Origin of the sequence: Bradyrhizobium sp. SZCCHNR1051 (assembly GCF_032489615.1) — a bacterium.
Classification (GTDB): domain Bacteria; phylum Pseudomonadota; class Alphaproteobacteria; order Rhizobiales; family Xanthobacteraceae; genus Bradyrhizobium.
Window position 1 is genome coordinate 1 of sequence record NZ_JAUEYJ010000007.1, and the last position, 19,472, is coordinate 19,472.

Below are 19,472 nucleotides of genomic sequence, written 5' to 3' on the forward strand. Positions count from 1 at the left end.
AGCTGCAGCACGCTCGCCTGCGACTGGTTGGCGAGCGACAGCGCGGACACCGCGATCGACTGGCGGGTCGACAGCGCCTGGCTGTTGGCCGCTTCCTCGTTGGTGTCGGCCAGCGTCAGGTTCGACGAGCCGGTCTGCAGCACGTTGATCAGGTTCTTGTTGAAGTCCTGACGAACCTGCACGACCGAGAGGTTCGAACCCAGCGTCGAGGCCTCGTTGCGCAGCGTGGAGCTCGCGGTGGTGAGCACGCCGATGACCTTGTTCGCCGAGCTGTTGTCGAGGAAGTCGGTGCCCGAGGTCAACGTCGAGAGGCCGAGGCCCGCCGAGTTGAACGTGACACCAGTGATCGACAGCGTCGACTTGCCGTTCTCGTTGAAGGTCAGCTTCAGCGTGTCGCCGTTCAGCAGGTTGACGCCGTTGAACGACGCATCGCTCGCGGTCGTGTTGATCTGCGCCAACACGTTGTTGTACTGCGAGACCAGGCTCGCGCGCTGCGTCTGCGCGGTCGCATCCGCCACCGGAGCCGCCGCCGTCAGGCCGTTGAAGGCCTGGCTGGATGCGGCCGACGTACCACCGATCGCGCCGATCGTCGCCGAAGCCGCGTCGTTGGTCGTGCTGAGGGTGATCTTGCCGGTCGACGAATCGATCGAGGCCTGCAGGTTGTTGGCTGCGAGCTTGGCGTTGAGATCGTTCAGCGACTTGACCTGCCCTGTCCCTAGACCGAACGTGATGCTGGTCGCGGTGCCACCTCCTGTGGCGCCGACCGTCAAGGTCTGACCCGACAAGCCGTCGCCGACGGCAGTCAGCCCGAGCTTGCCCAAGGTGCCGGTGCTGCCCGAGAGCGTCAATCCCGCCGCCGGCGGCGTCAGGGTGATCGCACCCGCGGTGATCGACGAGGTCACGCCGGTCTGGGTCTGGATCGCCGACAGCAGGTTGCTGACGCTGTCGCCGATGCCGATGTTGGTGCCGGACGAGGAGGTGCCGGTGACGAAGGTGAAGGTGGTGCCGTTGACGACCAGCGTCTCACCGGAGGTGATGCCGGTGGCGAGGTTGTTCGACGCGGTGCCCGCCGTGCCCGACAGCTTGGTCGAGCCGGTGATCGCCGCCGGGGTGGTGTTGTCGTTCTGCACGACCGAACCGGTCACAGCCGTCGAGCTGGAGCCGAGCAGGTCGGTGGCGCTCGCCCCGGTCAGAGCCGCGGAGGTGACATTCGACTTGGTGGAGTAGCCCACCGCGCTCTGCAGCACCTGGTTGGCGATCGACTTGGCGCTGTCGACGAGCTTCTGCAGCGAGGTGATGCCGGTGTTGGCGGCCTGCAGCACCTGCACGCCGTTGCCGATGCCGTCGAGCAGATTGGAGATGTCGGAAGCGCGGTTGTCGAGACCCTGGGCGGTGAAGAAGTTGGTCGGATTGTCGAGCGCCGAGTTGACCTTCTTGCCCGTGGAGAGATTGTTCTGGGTGGTGGCGAGGAGCTGAGCCGTCGACTGAAGCGACAGCAGATTCTGGCGCACCGACGCCGAGAGGACGATACCTGACATTTTCATACCCTTCTGGTGTGAAATAAACCCCGATCCCTTCGAGATCAGGGTGCAGCCCAGGTCGATTTGAACGACCCCGGACGACGGGCGTCACGGTGAATGGCAGTGGCTAACAAACGCTGAAGGGCTGTGGTGCGCAGCCGCCTCAATCAGCGGAACAGGCGCATCGGCGCGGCTCATTGCCGCGTCATCGCGCAAGAACGCCCTTTGAAAAGGCTCGTTGATTCAACAAACGCGCCCGTCGTTCACAACGCGTCAACCACCTTTGGAAAGGTTTCGACACGCGCGGCGACATTCTGCCGGCGGTCGTCATCGACCAGCGGACGACGCCGAGATGCGGTTTGCGCTCAGAGCGCCAGCGGCGGCGCATCGACCTCGATCAACGGCGTGAGACCGGCCGCGCGCTGGCGGCCGAACATGAGGACCGCCGCAATCAGCCGGTCGATGTCGCTCGTCCCGGTACGATGATTGACGATCGCGGCACGGATCGCCAGCCGTCCGTCGAGCATCGTGGTCGACGGCGCGGCGAGGCCGGATTCGTGGATGTCGGCGACGATCTCGCCGTTGAGCGCATCGGCATCGTCGGCACGATAGCGGAAGCAGACGATGTTGAGATTGACCGGCGCCAACAGCTCGAGCTCGGGCTCGGCGCGCACCCGCGCCTCCAGATGGCGCGCGAGCTCGCAGCTTCGCGCGATCACGGCGCCGAGCGCGTCCGTGCCGAACGTCCTCAGCGTGAACCAGGTCTTCAGCGCCCGGAAGCCGCGCGACAGATCAGGACCGAGATCGCAGGGCCACTCGGTGCCCGCCGCGAGACCACGGGTTTCGCGGCGCAGATAGGCGGCCGGCGAGGCGAAGGCGTCGCGATGCTTGGCGCCATCGCGCACCAGCAGGAAGCCCGCATCGTAGGGCACCTGCCCCCATTTGTGAAAATCCAGCGCAATCGAATCCGCCTGCTCGATGCCGGCGAGCTTCGGTGCGAGCTCCGGGGACAGCATCGCGAGCGCACCGAAGGCGCCGTCGACGTGAAACCAGAGCCCCTCGGCACGACAGAGCTCGGCAATATCAGCGAGGTCGTCGATGGCGCCGATATCGACGGTGCCAGCGGAGGCGACGACAAGAAACGGATGCAGTCCCGCGGCGCGATCACGCGCGATCGCGGTCCGCAGCTCGCCGACCTCGATGCGATGTGCGGCATCCACCGCGATGCAGCCGAGCGCGTCGCTGCCCAGTCCGCAGATGTCCATCGCCTTGGCGATGCAGCCATGCGCGGCTCTCGAGGTGTAGGCGCGCAAGCGCCGGCCGTCGTCACCGAGGCCCAGCGTGCGAACCGACGCGCCGAGCGCGGAGCGGCGCGCCACCAGCACCGCCATCAGGTTCGCCATCGACGTGCCGGTGACGAAGATGCCGCTCGCGCTTGCCGGAAAGTCGAACAGCTGGCGCATCCAGTCGACGACCTGCCGCTCGATCTCGATCGGCGCGTGGTCGCGGCCGCCGAGATTGGCGTTCAGTCCGGCAGCCAGCATCTCGGCGAGCATGCCGACCACGGTGCCGCCGCCATGCACCCAGCCCATGAAGCCGGGATGCACGTTGCCGGTCGCGTAGGGAACGACGAGCTCGCCGAAATCGCGATAGACCTCGGCGAGATCCGTCGGCGCATGCGGCAGCGCGCTGAGAAAGCTCTGCCGCGTCGCAGGCGACATCGGCTGCCATACCGGCCGGTCGCGGATATCAGCGACATAGTCGATCATGTCATCGAGCATGCGATGACCGAGCGCGCGCATCTCGTCCCAATGTTGCGGATCGAGCGTCTCCGCCGTCCGCGATGCTGGATCGATGCGCAGCCCGGCGGTCACGCCGCCTGCTCCGCCCGCGACGCGGCGCGCTTGTCGATCATGGCCGCGAAGGCCGCGAAGATCTTCTGCATCTGCGGCGGCTTGTAGGGGAAGACCTCCGGCGAATCCATGTTGTGGACGACGGCCGTGTTGTCGGCCTCGAACACCAGCAGCGCGCCGTCCCTGGTCTCGGCGCAGTCGATAATGAAATAATCGAGGCCGACGCGCGCGGCGATCGCATCGAGCACGCTGCGGTGACGGCGGCCGAAGCCGATATCGAAGGTCTGCATGAAGGTCGCCTCTTCGAGGCGCTTGCTCTCGCTGCCGGCCATGTTGGCGTTGAGGTACCAGATGTCCCAGCGCCGCGCGATCGCCATGTGGCAGGCGTAGGCCGTGCCATCGACGAACACGATGCGGTACTTGCGGAACTGGCCGTCCTCGCTGGCATAGTCGACGAAGCGCGAGACGAAGAACTCCTGCTCGTCGCGCTCGTCGAGATAGAGCGACAGCTCGAGCGGCTCATCGATCTTCTCGAGGCCGACGCCGGCATGCGAGCCGCGCGGCCGGACAATGACCGGGAAGGCGACCGAGTGGTCGACGTCCGTGATCCATTCGCGCTCGTCGGCGATCTCGATCAGACGCTCGCGGTCGACGGGGATGGTCGCCGGAATGGTGAGCCCGTCGATGCCGGCCAGCAGCGCATGCAGCTTGTCGCGATCGAGATGCCAGATCCGCTCCGGCGGATTCAGCAGCGGACGCGGCCAGCGCGCCGCGACGGCATCGATCTCGCGCAGCGCGTGCTGACAATCCTCGGAATCGGAGGCGATGACGATGGCGACGTCATGAGCGGGCAAAGGCGCCAGCAGATCCGCGCCCGGAACGACATAGAGCAGCAGCAGCTCGATGTCGCTGTCCTCGAGCAGGAACTCGATCGGCGTGTTGCTGCCCATGTCGGTGGCCGCGGCGAGCGCGAGCACGCGCAGCCGCGGCGTCGCACTGTTGCTGGCAACGCGGTAGAGCTGCTGCGACTGCAGAACGTCGTACTGGATCGCGAGCCCGGACGATTTCTCGCCGATGAGCTGCGCGATCAGCGCGAGATCGAGCCCCTCGCCCGGCTGCGCGCGGCCGTCGAGCAGCTTGGCGAGCAAGGCGGCCCACATCGGTTTCAGGTCCTGGCCGTCGAAGGCGGCCTTGGCGAGCTTGGCCATGCCGATCCGGTCGGCATATCCTGCGCCGCTGGCCTCGGCCAGCGCGAGCAAATCAGTCGGCATTGCAGATGTCCCTGAGATCCTGGCTGCTCAGATCCGATACGAGCAGCTCTGTTTTGGCGACGATGTCGGCGATGCGGTCGATGTCGGATTCGAGATTGACCCGGGCGGCGGTGACGTCGTCGCACCACGCGTCCGTCACCTGGCGCGCGCCGATGCACAGCCGCAGCGCGGCCGTCGGCGCCTCGCGCGCGCGTTCGATCCGCACCGGCTGGCCGATCAGGCACTGGCGCGCGGCAACCTCGGCCGCGCGTCCAGTGAAGCGGCTGCCGAGGTCGCGCTGCAGCGCGCGATACACCGCCTGCGTCTCACCGAGGCCGAGCGGTCCGCCATCGCGCTGGAGCGCGAACGGGAAGATGGTGGGAAAGCCGAATTCGCCATCGCTCCCACCCTGCGCGGGGGCGCGGGTGATGATCGGACGCAGCACCGGCGACAGCATCAGCAGGCTTTCGATCGACTCGCCGAGCTGCCGGATCGCCATCCGACGGAACGTCTCGGGCACGGCGTGATACGCCGCGATCTCCGCCAGCGCGGCTTCCCAGCGCAGCCATTGGCCGATATTGGCGCGCGGCGCCGTGCGCGCGCGCAGATCTGTCCAGGCGAGCGGCCAATCGCTGCGATTGACGTAGTCGAACAGGCCGGGCGCGATCGGATGCCCGCTGCGCAGCGCAGCCGCTGCGGCCGCGGGCACCAGCAGCGCGCCGCTGAAGGCGGGACCGCCGAAGAACTTCGAGCCCGTGACGAGCACCAAGTGGCCGCGCTCGAGATGATCGCGCAGCCGCGCCGCGCCGAGCCGCATCTGGCAGGCATCGACGACGACCTGGACGCGCCCCGGCCAGCGCCGCGCCACCTCGTCCAGGCAGGCCATGTCCGGCGCGCGCCAGCCGAGCTTGGAGGAATCCATGACCTGCAGCAGGACGCTACGGCCGTTCCGCACCAGCGCCTCGACGCTGTCGAGCACCTCGGCGTCGATATCAGCGCGCGGCTGCATCGATGCGCCGTCGAGCAGCGGCAGCGACACGGCGTCGCCCGAAAGCCCGTCGATCGGAGTGTTCATTCGCACCGTCAGACCATTGGCCGTCCGCGTGCTGAAATGGTGTCCCCGGGCGCTCGTGGCGGTGCCGCTGCCGGTCTGGTCGCCGCCGACGACGATGCTCGTGACGGCCTCACCCAGCACCGCCCGCACGAGCGCCAGCGCATGCAGTTGCGAGTCGGTGCCGGACGGCGAGAACACGATGTCGACCTCGTCGGCAAGGCCGAGATATCCACGCAATTCGCAGCGCATCTCCTCGGTGCGCCGGTCGAGCGCCGCGTCGAGGCCGAGCGAGATCGCCGCATGCATCAGTTGCTCGCGCGCCAGCTCGACACGCGCATAGGCGCGTTCCGAAATCGGCGAGGCCGTGCTCGATGCGAAGCACAGCACATCGGGTTCGGGCGACGGCCCGCAGCCATAGACGTTGCGGCCCCAGGGGCGATCGAGCGCCAGGCGGGTGTCGCCGCCGTCGATCAGGAGATCGCCGAGCAAGGCAAACAGATCACGCAGTCCGGTCGCGGCGCCCTGCTCGCGCCGGTCGATCGGGGATGGCTGAGAGATGTGCGACCGGGTTGCCGCCGGGGTCATCGTGCGGATCATCAGGCTGCGTCGGCCGCGGCAGCGGTAGGAACCGCCACCGCCGACGCGAATTGCGAGGCGACATTGCCGTGGAACACGGACGGACCAACATGATCGAGCCGGCTGTCGAGATCGGCCCAGATCTCACCGCCGAGATCGGTCCATCGCCTGCAGAACGCGAAATCCTCGCTGAGATAGGTGCCCGTCTCAGGATCGATCATGCATTCGAACAGCGCGAAGCGGTTCGGGCAGCCGGCCAGCGCGTCCTGCGAATGCTCGCGGAAGAACTGCAGCGGCGCGTAGGCCGGGTGCGCGATCATTGCCTCAACGACGCGGCGGCGGATCATCAGGAAGCCGGTGCCGGCATAGCGCACGCGGGTGAAGCCGTTGACCACCGCGACGTGATCCGGATTGTCGATCTCCAGCACGTAATCGAGCGACGCCGCCGGCACGTCCATCCGGTTGTCGTTGATGGCGCGGCGTGCCTTGTTCCAATTGACCTTCTTGACCGGATAGACACCGGCGACCATGTCGCCGCCGGACTCGATCAGCCGGAACACCTGCCTTGGCGTGAAGCCGATATCCGCATCGACGAACAACAGATGCGTGGCCGAGGGATCATTGAGGAACAGGGTGACCAGATTCGCCCTCGCCCGGGTGATCAGCGCATCACCGTCGCGCATGTGGACGGTCAGGTCGACGTTCGAGGTGGCGCGCAACTCGCGCTGCAGGGCGAAGATCGAGCTCGCATAGATGCTCGACACCTGGCCGCCGAAGCATGGTGTCGCGATCACCAGGTGAATGCGCTCGTCGGTTCCGTCACTCACGTCCGCCTCCAGACAAAGAGGCTCTCGCCCCAGATCTGAACAAAAGCTAAAGAGACGTGGTTAACGAAAACCTAACCGCCGCCCCCGGGGCGCTACAGATATTTCACGAGCGTGAGCTGGGCCAGCATCGCCGTCGTCTGGTAGGACGCCTGGAGGTTGGTCTGCAGCTGCAGGATCTGGCTCGCCACCTCCTGCTGCGAGATGCCCTCGGTCTGGTCGACCATGCTCTGCATCGCGGCCTTGGCCTGGGTCTGACGCGCCGTGGCGTCTTTCATCGTGGTCTGGGCGTTGGCGAAATCGGTCTGGATGTCCGAGATCGACTGCTGACCGAGCTGCGGCGTCAGGTTGGCGGCGATGCGCTGGCTGAGCGCGCCGATCTGCTGCGGCGCATTCGCTCCCGCCGGCGGCGTGTTGACGGCGGCGTAGACCGCGGTCTGCTGCACGAGGTTGCGGATCGCGAACTCGTTGCCCTGGGCACCGAACTGAATGCTCTGCGCGGTGTCGATGCGGATGGTCGCGCTCGACCGCGCCGAGCCGGGACCGCTGTTGCCGGTGTACCAGGCGACGGTGTTGGCCGACCCGTTGACGAGGCTGGTCGCCGACCCCAGCGGCGAGCCGGAGACGCGCAAGGGCGGCGTCGCCGCCGTCACCGTGCCGGAGAAGCCCAACGCCGCGAACGCACCCGCGTTCGAGCTCGACACCGAGAAGCTGGCGGCGTCGTCGGTGCGCAAGGTGATCACGCCGCCGCTGATCGTCGACGGCTTCGACGTACCACTGAGCGTGTCGATCTTCGACAGCAGCGTCTGCACGCTGTCGCCGACGTTGATCTGGTTGTTGCCGTTGGCACCGGAGGCGACGAAGGTCAGCGTCTGCCCGTTCACGGTGATGGTATCGCCGGCGGTGAAATTGGTCGCGAGGGAGTCGCTATTTGCCGGGCCCGACAGCAGCGTCGCCCCGGTGATCGGCGCGGGCGTCGTAGCCTTGTTGTTGACGGCCGTTCCCGACACGGAGCTCGCCGTGTTGAAGAAGTTGTCGCCGGCGACGATTGCCGAGGCGGCGGTCAGCGAGGTGTTGGCCAGGGTCGACAGCGCCGTGTTGAGCGCCGCGTTGAGATTGGCGGAGGTGGCCGCCGGCGTCGCACCGATGGCGAACGTATTGGTCGGCGCCGGCGTCGTGGTCGACGCCGTCAGCTTGATCGATTCCGAGGTGCCGTCGGGCAGCTTGAAGGTGAAGCTGATCTGGTCGCCCGCATTCGGATTGCCCGCCGTGAGGTCGACCGAAATGCCCGCAGGCGAGCCGGACGGTCCGGTCACCGTGGCGTTGGTGAGCGACGAAGTCACGCCGCTCAGCTTGAAACCGAACGGCGAGCCGGCGACGTCCTCCGCCAGCGTGATCGGCATCGTGGCCGACGCCGAAAGGTTGAGACGCCCGAGACCGTTGAGCCCGAGATCGGCCTGCTGCCGCTCGGCGATGACCTGCTTCAGGCCTGCCTGCGTCGTGGTGCCGTTCAGGATGTCGTCGGCCGACGCGATCGCCGGCCGGTCGGTGGCGCTGCCGGAGAAAATGTAGCGATCGCCGACCTGGGTGTTGAGGATGCCAGTGATGGCCGACAGGTTGGACAGCGCCGTCAACTGTCCCGTGGTCTGGCCCGTGCTGGTCAGGTTCTGCGGCGTCGCCGAGGCGCCGCTCTGGACCTGGTCATGAATCTTGGACAGCGACTGCAGCGAGGTATTGACCGCGCCGATCACGGTATTGACGTGGGTCATCGTCAGCGTGAAGGCCGAGATGTTCGAGAGCTGCGCTCGCGCCGCGATCGCGAACCCCTCGTCGGGCCCCATGCCGGCGTAGTTGTTCGCCTTGACGCCGCTCGAGAGCTGCGTGGAAAGGTCCGCGAGCTGGTTGGAGATGTTCCGCACGGACAGGCCGAGCAGGGAATTTCCGTAATTGACACTGCTGATCGACATCTTACACGCGCCTCACTAAAATGCCTGGAGCAGGCTCTGCATCATGCTTTGCACGACCGACATGATATGGGCGTTGGCCGCATAGGTGTTCTGGACCTGGATCAGGTTGGACATCTCGCTGTCCATGTTGACCCCCGCCGTGCTCTGGAACTTCTCCTTCAGCGTGCTGACCACGACGCTCTGGCCCTGGCTGAGCTGGGTCGCCAGCGTCGAGGCACTGCCCTGCTGGCTGACGAACTGCTGCAGATAGCCGGACACCGTGCCCTGGAACGGCTGCGCCGCCGAGCCAAGGCCGGTGGTTGGCGAGTAGCTGAAGGTCGCCGAGGTGAGCTGCGCGAACAGGAAGTCCGGCCGCGTCGGGTCGCCGGCCGCGGTCTGCGGCGAGGTCGAATAGGTCGACAGCTTGGTCGGATCGTTCAGCAGCGCCGGATTGACGTTGAGCCGCCCGGCGAGACCCGTCATCTGCGAGCCGGTCGAGGTGATCGCACCGGTGTAGAGCGCGCCGCCGTCGGTGAAGACCGGCAGTTGCGCGTTGCCGCTGGCGAGCGTCTGCACCGTGGTGGTGGCCGAGGCCGCCTTGACCGTCGCCTGGCTTGTGCCGTCATCGGTGATGCGCAGCGTGGTGCCGGATGGATTGGCAAACTGCAGATGCGCGCCACCGAGCGCGCTGTTGAGCTGCGACACCACCGAGGCCATGCCGAGCGAGAAGTCGACGCCGACATAGGACGGGTTGGCACCGGTGGCATTCCGTAGCGGCAGCGCCGCTGGATCGTTGACGTTGACGATCTTGACCTGGCGCTGGACGTTGCTCGAATCCGTGTAGGTCAGATTGATGGTATTGCCCGCCAGCAGCCCGGTGGTCGAGACGTCGAAGCCGGCCGGCGGACCGGTCACCGCGGTGCCCGCCGTGGTCTTGTCGGACAGCGCCGAGGCCATCGTCGCCGCGAGCTGGTCGACCTGGGTCTGCGCCTGCACCAGGGTCTGGTCGCGCAGCTTGAGATCGGCCGCGATCTGCCCCGAGTTCAGGAGATTGTTCGACACGACGTCGAGCGATACGCCATTCGACAGCTTGATGTTGAGCTGCCCGACGCCGGTCTTGGTCGGATCGCTGCTGTAGAGCGAGGTGGCGTCGAGCGTCCCCGGCGACGAGAAGGTGAACTCCGAGCTGAGGCCCGCGCCGACCAGCTGGATGCCGGAATTGGTGAACACGCTCGTGCCGTTGGTCGCATCCGAGACGACACGGATGTCGACGTATTTGGACAGCGTGTCGATGGCGTTGTCACGCTGGTCCTGCAACGTCGCCGACAGCGGGTCGGATGGGCTGAGCCCCTGCAGCTGCATGTTCAGCGTCGCGATCTGCTTGATCGCGGCATTCGCCTGCGTGACCGAATTGCCGATGTCCTGCTCCACATTGGTGCGCAGGGTCTGGATGCCCTTGGTGGTCGCGTTGAGCTGCAGCGCCACGCCCTGCGCCGCCGACAGCGCCACCGACTGCGCCGACTGGTTGCTCGGATTGTTCGACAGCGACTGCAGCGCCGTCGTGAAATTGTTCAGCGCCGTCTCGAGCGTGCCGCTGCCGCCGGGCGTACCGTACACGGTTTGCAGCTGCCCCAGGATGTTGGCCATCTGATTGGCATAGGTCCCGCCCGAGGTCTCGGTGCGGAGCTGGTTCTGGACGAACAAATCGAGCTGACGGTTGACGCCCGTCGTCGTCACCGTCGAGCCGAAGCCGCCGCTGGCGACCTCGATCTGGTTCGGGTTCTGCGCGACATAGCCGGGCGTGTTCGCGTTGGCGACGTTCGAGGAGATGATCGAGAGCGCGGCCTGCGTCGAACGCAGGCCGGACATCGCGGTGGCGAGGGCAGAACTCAAACCCATGTTCGGTAGCCTTGTGTCAATTCAACTGCCACGTCTCAGCGCGATCAGCGCAGCACGTTCAGAAGATCCTGCACCATCGAATTGGCCGTCGTGATCACCTTGGTGTTGGCCGAATAGGCCTGCTGGGTCACGATCAGCTTGGTGAACTCGTCGGCAATGTCGGTGTTGGAGCCTTCCAGCGAGCCGCCCGAGATCTTGCCGGTCGCGCCGATGATGGCCTGGCCGGACTGGTCGGTCGCCTCATAGGCGCCGCCGTCGAGCGCCTTCAGGTAGTTGGTGCCGTTGAAGTGCGACAGCGTGACCTGCGCCAGGTTGATGGTCTGGCCGTTGGAGAAGGTGCCGGTGACGACGCCGCTATTGTTGACGGCGACCGACTGCAGCTGGCCGGCGGCGAAGCCGTTCTGATTGATCTGGTTGATGGTCGCCGAGCCGATCGTGCTCGCATATTGTGTCAGCGCGCCCGAGGAGATGTTGAGGCTGACGGTGCCGAGCGTGGTGCCGTCGACCACGACGTTGGGAATGGAGATGTTGGAGGTCGTCGGCGACACCAGCGAGCCGTCGGAGGCGAACTGGAAGTTGGTGCCGACGTTCTGCCACGCCACCGTCGAGCCGGTCGCGTTCGAGTCGGTCTGGTAGAACAGGTTCCAGGTGTCCTTGTGGCCCGTGCCGAGCGTCGAGCTGTCGACCTTGCCCCAGCGCAGCTGCACGTTCACCGGCGTGCCCGACGAGTTGTAGGCCGTGACCGCGCCGCCCGAGATCGTCTCGTTGTTGAAGTTGGTGAGATCGTTGCCGATCACGATGCCGGTGCCGGGACTCGACGTGCGCGTCAGCGCCACGGGTGACGTGAGGCCGAGCGCGGTGAAACCTGGGGAGGCACTGCTCAAGTTCCAGTCCTCGCCGCTGCCGGAATGCAGCGTGATCTTGCCGGCGGTGATGGTCGGCTGCACGCCGGTGACGGTCGCGATCTTCGCCAACAGCGTGCCGACGGAGTCGCCGACATTGATCTGGGTACCCGAGGCGCCGGAGGCGACGAAGGTGAAGGTGACGACGTCGCCGGCGCTGCCGGTCAGGGTGATGGTGTCGCCGGCGGTGAAGTTGCTCGAGATCGAGTCGCCGCTGGCTCCGCTCAACAATGTCGAGGTCGTGATCTGCGCCGGGACCTTGTTCATGGCGGTGGCGCCGGTCACGGTGGAGTCGGCATAGAAGTTGGTGCCGACCGGCAGCGGCACGTTGGAGAGATCGGCCGAGTTGAGGCCGCCGGCCGCGACCAGCGTGCCGGTCGCAGCGTTGCCGCTCGCGGCGGTCTTCGGCTGCGTCGGCAGGTTGGCGGCGTACTGGATCGCGGTGGTCGCCTGCGCCGGCACGAAGTTGTTGGCGAATTGCAGCACGGTCGGCACGTTGCCGGTGGCGTTGCCGGTCTTCGGATCGACCGCGACGCCCATCAGGTAATAGCCGGCGCCGTTGATCAGGTTGCCGTTGGCGTTGAGCTGGAAGTCGCCGCGGCGGGTGTAGTTAGTGACGCCGGTGAAGACCGGCACGTTGTCGACGACCGAGGAGGCCTTCTGCACGTTGAAGAAGCCATCGCCGTTGATCGCCATGTTGGTGGCGACGGAGGACGTCGAGACGGTGCCCTGGGTGGTGATGGTGGCCTTGGCGAAGGCGGTGACGCCGCCGGCATTCTGGCGCGTGGGGTTGGTGGCGTTCGGGATGAGGTCTTCGAAGCTGGTGCCGATGCCCTTGTAGCCGACGGTCGACGCGTTCGCGATGTTACCGGAAATGTTCTGCAGCGCGAATGATTGAGCGGACAGACCGCTCACCGAAGTGTTCATCGCGTCGAAGATACCCATACCAATCTCTCCACTGTGATGCCGGTGGCGGGTCGGCCCGCACCGCGTTTCGTGGAGAGCTGTCGCAATCGCTGTGCCAGATGTGAAAATGCTGTGAAATCAGCAGGTTGGAAAATAGCAACGTAAAAAGAGCGGCGTCAAAACTGGTGAACAATTGCCGAGCCGGCAGTTCTTGCCGGGCCGGACGCGCCAAATCGCGCTCCGGCTCGACCGCTCGTCGCGGCTGCCGGCGCGTCCTGAAGACCCCCATCTGAGCCTTGAACGGACGGGCCGGACAATCCGGGCGCAAATTCCTGTCAGGTCGATGACGGATTTGCCGGATGGAACGTGAGCGACAGCCCGTCCATGCAGTAGCGCAGGCCGGTCGGCTTGGGGCCGTCGTCGAACACGTGGCCGAGATGGCCGCCGCAGCGGCGGCAATGCACCTCGGTGCGGACCATGCCGTAGGTCTTGTCCTGGCGCGTCGCCACGGCATTGTCGAGCGGCTTGAAGAAGCTCGGCCAGCCGGTGCCGCTGTCGAACTTGGTCTCGGAGGAGAACAGCGGCAGGTCGCAGCCGGCGCAGGCGAAGGTGCCCTTGCGGTGCTCCTTCAGCAGCGGGCTGGTCCAGGGCCGCTCGGTGCCCTCCTCGCGCAGGATCTCGTACTGCTGCGGCGTCAATTGCGCGCGCCACTCGGCCTCGGTCTTCTCGATCTCGAACTTCTCGGCGGCACGGGCCGGCGCGGAGCCGCCGAGCCAGCGCAAGGCAGCGAAGCCGAACAGGCCGGCGGCGGTGGTGAACATCAGACGGCGGTCGATCATGGATGTCTCCGTGCGGCGATGGGTTACCGGATCTACGGATGGGATCCCGCGAAGTTACGTCAGGCGCGGGCGCGACGGCTCACTTTCTTGCGAGGGGTCAGCCCTCCCCGGCGTCGGGACGGCGGTTCAGATCGGATGGCTGCGGCCGCAACGGCAGCCGCGAGCCGGGACGCTCGGCTGCCCGGCGCCGCGCTTCGGCCGCCCTGATCTCGCGCACACGCTCCTGCGCGCGTACGCGCTCGCGGTGCCGCGCCAGCGTCCCGGCCGCGGCGGCGCGGCCACGGATCCAGAGATTGACCACGTGGCCGGCGACCCGGCCGCTGACGCCGCCGGCCCAAACCAGCTCGAACGGCGAGAACAGCTTCCAGCGGTCGTCGCCGGCGAGGATCGCCTGCGCGATCAGCTGCCCGGCCATCGCCGAGGTGTTGAGCCCCTGCCGGCCGAAGCCGCTCGCGACCCACAGCCCTTTGCGAAGCTGGCCGATCTGCGGCATGCCATGCACGGTCTGGCCGGTCACGCCGCCGAAGGTCTCGGCGATCTCGACGCGGCCGAGCTGCGGGAACACCGTCCGGATCCGGCGCTGCAACGCCGCGGCAAATCCGCTGGGCCGGGCGTCCCAGGTCGTCTCCGGGCTCGCCCACATCAGCCGGTCACCGTCGACGATGCGAAAATGATCGATGCCGTCGGTATCGCTGACCGATCCCTGGAAAGCGACCGCCTCGGCGAGCCGCTCGCCGAGCGGCGCGGTGACACCGCCATAACGCCACACCGGCAGCAGCGTATCGGACAGCTTCTGCAGCGGCGCGCCGAGATGGATGTTGCCGGCCAGCACGATGTGCGAGGCCCGCATCCGCGCCGACGGCGTCACGATGCGCTTGCGCACGCCTGACGCATCGATGCTGACCACCGGCGTATCCTCGAAGATCCGCGCCCCGGCCCTGTGCGCAAGCCGCGCCAGGGCATGAACATACTTCCGGCCATCGAGCTGGAACGCCCGGGGGTAATGGACGCCATGGAAGTAGCGGTCGGTCTTGAGCTTGGTCCTGACGCGCTCGACCTGCCAGCCCTCGACCTCGGTGTCGAAATCCTCGTGCAGCATCTGCAGGCGGCGGATCAAGGCGTCGCCGGCATCGACATTGGAGACTTCGAGCGCGCCTTCGCTGAGCCCGATGCCCGGCATCGCAGCCTCGGTGGCCTGGGCGCGGATGAACTCGGCGCCGGACCAGGACAACGCCCACAGCGCCCGCGCATGCGCGAGCCCGACGCGCTCGATCAGATCCGGCAGCGGCAGGTCGAACCCGGGCATGACCGTGCCGATCATGTGACCGGATGCGTTCCATCCGACTTGGCGACCTTCCAGCACCGCGACGCTCGCCCCCTGCCGGGCCGCGCACAACGCCACCGTCAAGCCGGCCAATCCCGCCCCGACCACGCAGACGTCGACGTCGAGGTCGAAATTCAACCTGGTGCGGCCGTGTGCACCTGCGGCATCGGCGTCATCGTTCATGCTTGTGGAAGTCTCGCTCATGGCGTTTTCTTAGCGAACCCTGCGCCGGACGTCATGACGCTTTTAATGGCGATAAAGAGACGTGGTAGAGGCTGACCCAGCCTGAACGATTCGAGACGGAATTCCATGCGCCGATTGATGCTGCTGCGCCACGCCAAGACCGAGACTGACGCGCCGACCGGCCGCGACCAGGACCGCCGTCTCGACGAGCGCGGGCACCAGGATGCCGCCATGATCGGCGATTTCATCGCCAGCCACCCGCCGGTGCCGGAGCTGGTGCTGGTCTCGACCGCGGTTCGGGCGCAGCAGACCTGGGACCTCGCGCTTGCGGCGATGAAGGACCGTGTCCCGGCCCCGCAGGTCGAGTCCGTTCCCGAGCTCTACGGCGCCGAGCCGATGCAGATCCTGTATCACATCCGCCTTGCGGCAGCGCACGATCCGAAGCAGCTCCTGCTCGTCGGGCACAATCCCGGCATGCACGAGCTGGCGCTGGCGCTGACCGGCGAGGGCGATTCCGAGGCCCGCCACGAGCTGATGCGCAACATGCCGACCGCGGGACTCGCGGTGCTCGATTTCGACACCGACGATTGGGGCGATGTGAGCTTCGCCCGCGGCAACCTGCTGATGTTCATCACGCCGAAACTGCTCAAGCACGGCTCGGTCGATTGACAGGCAGGTCGGGGCCGGCGCGTAATGCCGGCGGAGAGAGAGGAGGACCTTCGATGTTCAACTCGATTCTGGTGCCGATCGATCTGGCCGACACCGACCTCGCCAAGCCGGCCATCGCCACCGCGGCCACGCTGGCGCAGACCTGGAGCGGCACGGTGCATCTGCTCAACGTGATGCCGATGACGCCGGTGATGCTCGCCGAATACGTCCCGGCCGATTTCGATGCGCAGCAGCGCGAGACCGCCGAGGAAGCTCTGTCGATCGTGGCGCGCGAATCCGGCATCCCGGCCGAGCGCATCAGCTACACGGTACGCCAGGGCGGCATCTATCACGAGATCCTCGAGGAGGCGGCCAAGGTCAACGCCGACCTGATCGTGATGACCTCGCACCGCCCGGCGATGCGCACCTACTTCCTCGGCAGCAACGCGGGGCACGTGGTGCGCTACGCCAAGTGCTCGGTGCTGGTGGTGAGGCCGTGAGGCGGCAGATCACCGCATCTTCGCATGTCGGACCGCTTTGACCGAGCCGTGAGTCAGACGGTCGGACCAGCCTCAGCCGCGCGAGCAAGCCAGAAGCTACGCTCGCCGTTCGCTGGCTCGCCAACCGAATGTGCGATCAATTCGAAACCATTGTCGCGAAGCAGCGCCGCGTACTCGGATGGATCGAGAGACGCATGATAAAGCGGATCGCCGCGATAGGACCCGATGGCTTCACCATGTGCGGGGCCTGCGTTGAACATCAGAATGCCCCCCGAAGCCATGCAGGCCGCGAAGATTGGAAACATTCGTCGCTGGTCATCGTGCCCAAGATGGAAGAAGCTGTCCCAGGCCAGCACGCCGTCAAATCGCCGCCCTGAGGTCCACGACCGCATGTCGGCGACGATCCATTCCTGATCCGGCATCCTCGTTCGGCAAAGTGCGATCATCGTCGGCGAGCTGTCCACGCCGGTGACGGAAAACCCCTGTCCGGAAATGTGCGCTGCGACGGGCGCACCGCCCCCGCAGCCCAGATCGAGCACGGCCGCGCCCGGTCGAAGAAGCGCAAGGAAGCGTTCGATGGGAGGCTTGTCAGTCCAGGCAGCCGCGCGGCGGTCGGCGTCCCACGACAGCGCATGGTGCTCGTAGTGGGCGACAATACGGCCTGCACCTTGGTTCATGGAAACTCCGTCGCAGGGGCCAGATGCCCCATCTGGAATGACCACCAAAGTCTGCCATGAGACCCGATGGACGCTGTTGTCATCGAAGTGCGAGCACGCGCCGAGTCGATCACGGCCACTCCGCGATGAAGCCCTTCGCCTTATAAGGTTCGATCTTGTCCCATTCGCTCAGCACGCGGCGGCGGAACTCCGGATGGGTGTGCCACAACTGCCGCGGTACGCTGAAGCTATCGACCGTCAGCAGCATCTTCTCCACTTCGGGCCAGTGCCGCTGCAGGGTCATCGCGTAGCGCCGCGCGGTCCAGCTGTTGCCGAGGCAGATCACGCTGCCGACGTTGGCGAGGCCGAGCGCGGCGTCGATCACCGGCAGCGCGAGAGCGACGTTCTCGCCGGTATTCGTGGCGTGGTGCTCTTCGAGGATGCGCTCGGCCGGAATGCCGCGGCTCACCATGGCGGCCTTGATCAGCGTACACTCCGAAAGATCAGCGCCCGGCGTGATCCCGCCGCTGACGATGGCGTGGCGGAAGTAGCCCTGCTGCCACAGCTTCACCGCCGTCTCGGCACGCAGCTCCTCGTCGACGCGAGTCCCGAACACGAACAGGAGATCGGCCGGCCGCAGCGGCGTATCGGCGAAATGCCGCGCGTTGACCGCGGCGATCTCGGCGTCATCCGGTCTGCGCAGCGCGCGATCCTGCATCGTTCTTCTCCCAACGTCGGCTCATCCTGGCATGACAGCGGCGCTGTCGCGCGCTCACATTCGATGACCGGCGATGACGCCGCGTGATCACGGCAGCAGCGAGCCGGGAATATCCGTGAACGTGTAGCTGCGCGGCCTGTTGCGGGTGATGAAGCCGCCGACATACCAGGCGAACAGCGCCGCGAAGCCGATCAGGAACAACGCTCCCGACCATTCGGCGATGACGAGCGCACGCACCAGAAGCCCGGTCATCGCCACCGCGAACAGCGCAATCGCGGCGAGCGCCGCGCCATATGTGAAGCGGCCGAGGCCGGCCGTGAGCCGCGCGTTGCTGCCGCTCGAGGCGAGCCGCGCATGCAGGCCGAGGATGAAAGCACGATAGGCCTCGCTCTGCGGCGCCATCAGCGCCGCCGTCTGCCAGGAAGTCGAGATGATGCTCAGCCTGCGGCCATCGCGATGGGTGATGTCGGCACGAAAACGCTTCGCCTGCATCGACACCGGCCGGTAGGACAGCCGGATCGCGGCGATGTCGGCGTACGGCCACAGGCCGGTGCGGCCGGCGAACCGCCACGACAGGCCCTGCCCCGTGGGCTCGAACTGCTGCGCGGCGCCGATCAACGACGCCTTGTAGGCGTAGCGGATCGCGTCATGGCCTTCTGTGGTGATGTCCTGGGAAATGGATCGGTCCTGTTGCGTGTGGCGCGCGCCTTATCCTACAAACGGAGCATGAGCGAAACGATCTATTTTCCGCGCCACCTGATCCTGGCCGGAGCGATGGCCGCCGGCGTGCTGCTGGCGCTGGCCGTGCACATGCTCGGCGCCCGCTACGGGCTCGATCTCGGCGGCCTGTGGCAGACCGAGAGCGGCGCCTTCATGCCGGCGGGATCGGCGATCGCCTGGTGGCTGATCGCCACGGTCGGCTTCTCCTCGGGCTATTTCATCGCCAACATCATGCACAGCGCGGTGTCGGGCGAGATCCCGCAGCGGATGCGCAACTTCCTGGTCGTGGTCGGCGTACTGATGCTGGCCGGCATCGGCCAGGCGATCTCCGGCCCGAGCCCGGTGCCGTCGGCCTCAGGTGTGCTGGCCGGCCTCGCCGCGCTCTGCCTCGGTGCCCTGATGGCGTTCTGCGGCGCCAATTTCGCGTTGCGTAAGAGCTGACGCGCGGCATCCGGATGCGACGACGCCGCGCGGGATGTCCGCGCGGCGTTTTGTCTCATCGACTGGTGACGCGATCAGCTCGCGGCGCGCAGGTTGACGCCGCTCTCGGCGAGCTTGGTCAGCTTCATGTCGGTCGCCTTCTCCTCGTCGAGCGTCTTCTGCAGCACGGCGGCGCAATCGCTGCGGCCGAGCTGCTTGGCCCAGGCGATCAGACTGCCGTAGCGCGTGATCTCGTAGTGCTCGGCCGCCTGGGCGGCGTTGATCAGCGCTGCGTCCAGCACCGCCTTGTCGTCGACCTCGCCGGCGACCTCCTCGGCCTCCTCGATGATGCCGTCGATCGCCGGACAGTCGACCGCCTTGGCCGCGATGCCGTGCATCTTGAACACCTGCTCGAGACGCGTCACATGCGTCTTCGTCTCATCGAGATGGGTCAGAAAGCCCTGCTTGAGCTTCCGATCCGTCGCCTTGTCCGCCATCTTTGGCAGCGCTTTGACGAGCTGGTTCTCGGCGTAATAGATGTCCTGCAGCTGATGAACGAACAGATCGTTCATCGTCTTGATGTCCTTGGTGAACAGTCCCATTTGCCTCATGTCCTCTTGGTTCGGAAACATGGCAGGTCCCTCCCCGACCGATCGTCGCCATGTTCGCTGTGCCCGCGGGGCGCTAACCGGCGGCCACGGCGGTTGTTCCGGCGCAACCGGCCCTGCCGGCCG

17 protein-coding genes are annotated in these 19,472 nt (G+C 66.5%); 3 read left to right on the forward strand and 14 right to left on the reverse strand.

Annotation, left to right across the window (positions count from 1 at the left end):
* The 10 genes from QW868_RS10005 to QW868_RS10050 all read right to left on the reverse strand — a co-directional run.
* Nucleotides 1–1,538: flagellin (locus tag QW868_RS10005; RefSeq protein WP_316230452.1), on the reverse strand; the 1,538-nt coding region annotated here is incomplete at its 3' end.
* A gap of 347 nt (nt 1,539–1,885) precedes the next feature.
* On the reverse strand, nt 1,886–3,322 hold the full coding sequence (locus QW868_RS10010) for an aspartate aminotransferase family protein (RefSeq protein ID WP_316230574.1): 1,437 nt from the start codon (nt 3,320–3,322) through the stop codon (nt 1,886–1,888).
* Between the two features lie 68 nt (nt 3,323–3,390).
* The gene (locus QW868_RS10015; RefSeq protein WP_316230575.1) at nt 3,391–4,581 is read right to left on the reverse strand and encodes a hypothetical protein; all 1,191 of its coding nucleotides are present in this window, start codon (nt 4,579–4,581) and stop codon (nt 3,391–3,393) included.
* A gap of 52 nt (nt 4,582–4,633) precedes the next feature.
* Nucleotides 4,634–6,262: a hypothetical protein gene (locus QW868_RS10020; RefSeq protein ID WP_316230453.1), complete on the reverse strand. Its 1,629-nt coding sequence runs from the start codon at nt 6,260–6,262 to the stop codon at nt 4,634–4,636.
* Between the two features lie 11 nt (nt 6,263–6,273).
* Nucleotides 6,274–7,080 carry a hypothetical protein gene (locus tag QW868_RS10025; RefSeq protein ID WP_315738799.1) on the reverse strand — a complete coding sequence of 269 codons (807 nt, stop codon included), beginning with the start codon at nt 7,078–7,080 and terminating at the stop codon, nt 6,274–6,276.
* A 92-nt stretch (nt 7,081–7,172) separates the two neighbouring features.
* Nucleotides 7,173–9,044, reverse strand: a complete 1,872-nt coding sequence (locus tag QW868_RS10030) for a flagellar protein (RefSeq protein ID WP_316230454.1) — start codon at nt 9,042–9,044, stop codon at nt 7,173–7,175.
* Between the two features lie 15 nt (nt 9,045–9,059).
* Nucleotides 9,060–10,922: a flagellar hook-associated protein FlgK gene (gene flgK, locus QW868_RS10035; RefSeq protein WP_315738802.1), complete on the reverse strand. Its 1,863-nt coding sequence runs from the start codon at nt 10,920–10,922 to the stop codon at nt 9,060–9,062.
* A 44-nt stretch (nt 10,923–10,966) separates the two neighbouring features.
* On the reverse strand, nt 10,967–12,769 hold the full coding sequence (locus tag QW868_RS10040) for a flagellar hook-basal body complex protein (RefSeq protein ID WP_315798879.1): 1,803 nt from the start codon (nt 12,767–12,769) through the stop codon (nt 10,967–10,969).
* Nucleotides 12,770–13,065: 296 nt separating this feature from the next.
* The gene (gene msrB, locus QW868_RS10045; protein ID WP_315758324.1) at nt 13,066–13,569 is read right to left on the reverse strand and encodes a peptide-methionine (R)-S-oxide reductase MsrB; all 504 of its coding nucleotides are present in this window, start codon (nt 13,567–13,569) and stop codon (nt 13,066–13,068) included.
* A gap of 97 nt (nt 13,570–13,666) precedes the next feature.
* The gene (locus tag QW868_RS10050; RefSeq protein WP_315758325.1) at nt 13,667–15,097 is read right to left on the reverse strand and encodes an FAD-binding oxidoreductase; all 1,431 of its coding nucleotides are present in this window, start codon (nt 15,095–15,097) and stop codon (nt 13,667–13,669) included.
* Between the two features lie 105 nt (nt 15,098–15,202).
* Between QW868_RS10050 and QW868_RS10055 the strand changes: the two genes are divergently transcribed.
* Nucleotides 15,203–15,745, forward strand: a complete 543-nt coding sequence (locus QW868_RS10055) for a histidine phosphatase family protein (RefSeq protein WP_316179103.1) — start codon at nt 15,203–15,205, stop codon at nt 15,743–15,745.
* A 53-nt stretch (nt 15,746–15,798) separates the two neighbouring features.
* Nucleotides 15,799–16,224, forward strand: coding sequence for a universal stress protein (locus tag QW868_RS10060; protein WP_315712676.1), 426 nt, complete (start codon nt 15,799–15,801; stop codon nt 16,222–16,224).
* Nucleotides 16,225–16,277: 53 nt separating this feature from the next.
* Here QW868_RS10060 and QW868_RS10065 read toward each other — a convergent pair whose 3' ends face one another.
* The 3 genes from QW868_RS10065 to QW868_RS10075 all read right to left on the reverse strand — a co-directional run bounded on the left by QW868_RS10065 (nt 16,278) and on the right by QW868_RS10075 (nt 18,216).
* Entirely contained in the window at nt 16,278–16,901 is a 624-nt protein-coding gene (locus QW868_RS10065; protein WP_316230455.1) for a class I SAM-dependent methyltransferase, read from the reverse strand.
* Nucleotides 16,902–17,010: 109 nt separating this feature from the next.
* On the reverse strand, nt 17,011–17,598 hold the full coding sequence (locus QW868_RS10070) for a YdcF family protein (protein WP_316230456.1): 588 nt from the start codon (nt 17,596–17,598) through the stop codon (nt 17,011–17,013).
* An 87-nt stretch (nt 17,599–17,685) separates the two neighbouring features.
* Entirely contained in the window at nt 17,686–18,216 is a 531-nt protein-coding gene (locus QW868_RS10075; protein WP_316230457.1) for a hypothetical protein, read from the reverse strand.
* 108 nt (nt 18,217–18,324) lie between these two features.
* Here QW868_RS10075 and QW868_RS10080 point away from each other — a divergent pair, with 108 nt between their 5' ends.
* Nucleotides 18,325–18,759, forward strand: coding sequence for a hypothetical protein (locus tag QW868_RS10080; RefSeq protein WP_315738812.1), 435 nt, complete (start codon nt 18,325–18,327; stop codon nt 18,757–18,759).
* Nucleotides 18,760–18,833: 74 nt separating this feature from the next.
* Here the strand turns inward: QW868_RS10080 and QW868_RS10085 are convergent, their stop codons facing one another.
* Nucleotides 18,834–19,340, reverse strand: coding sequence for a ferritin-like domain-containing protein (locus tag QW868_RS10085; RefSeq protein ID WP_315777178.1), 507 nt, complete (start codon nt 19,338–19,340; stop codon nt 18,834–18,836).
* Between the last annotated feature and the right edge of the window lie 132 nt (nt 19,341–19,472).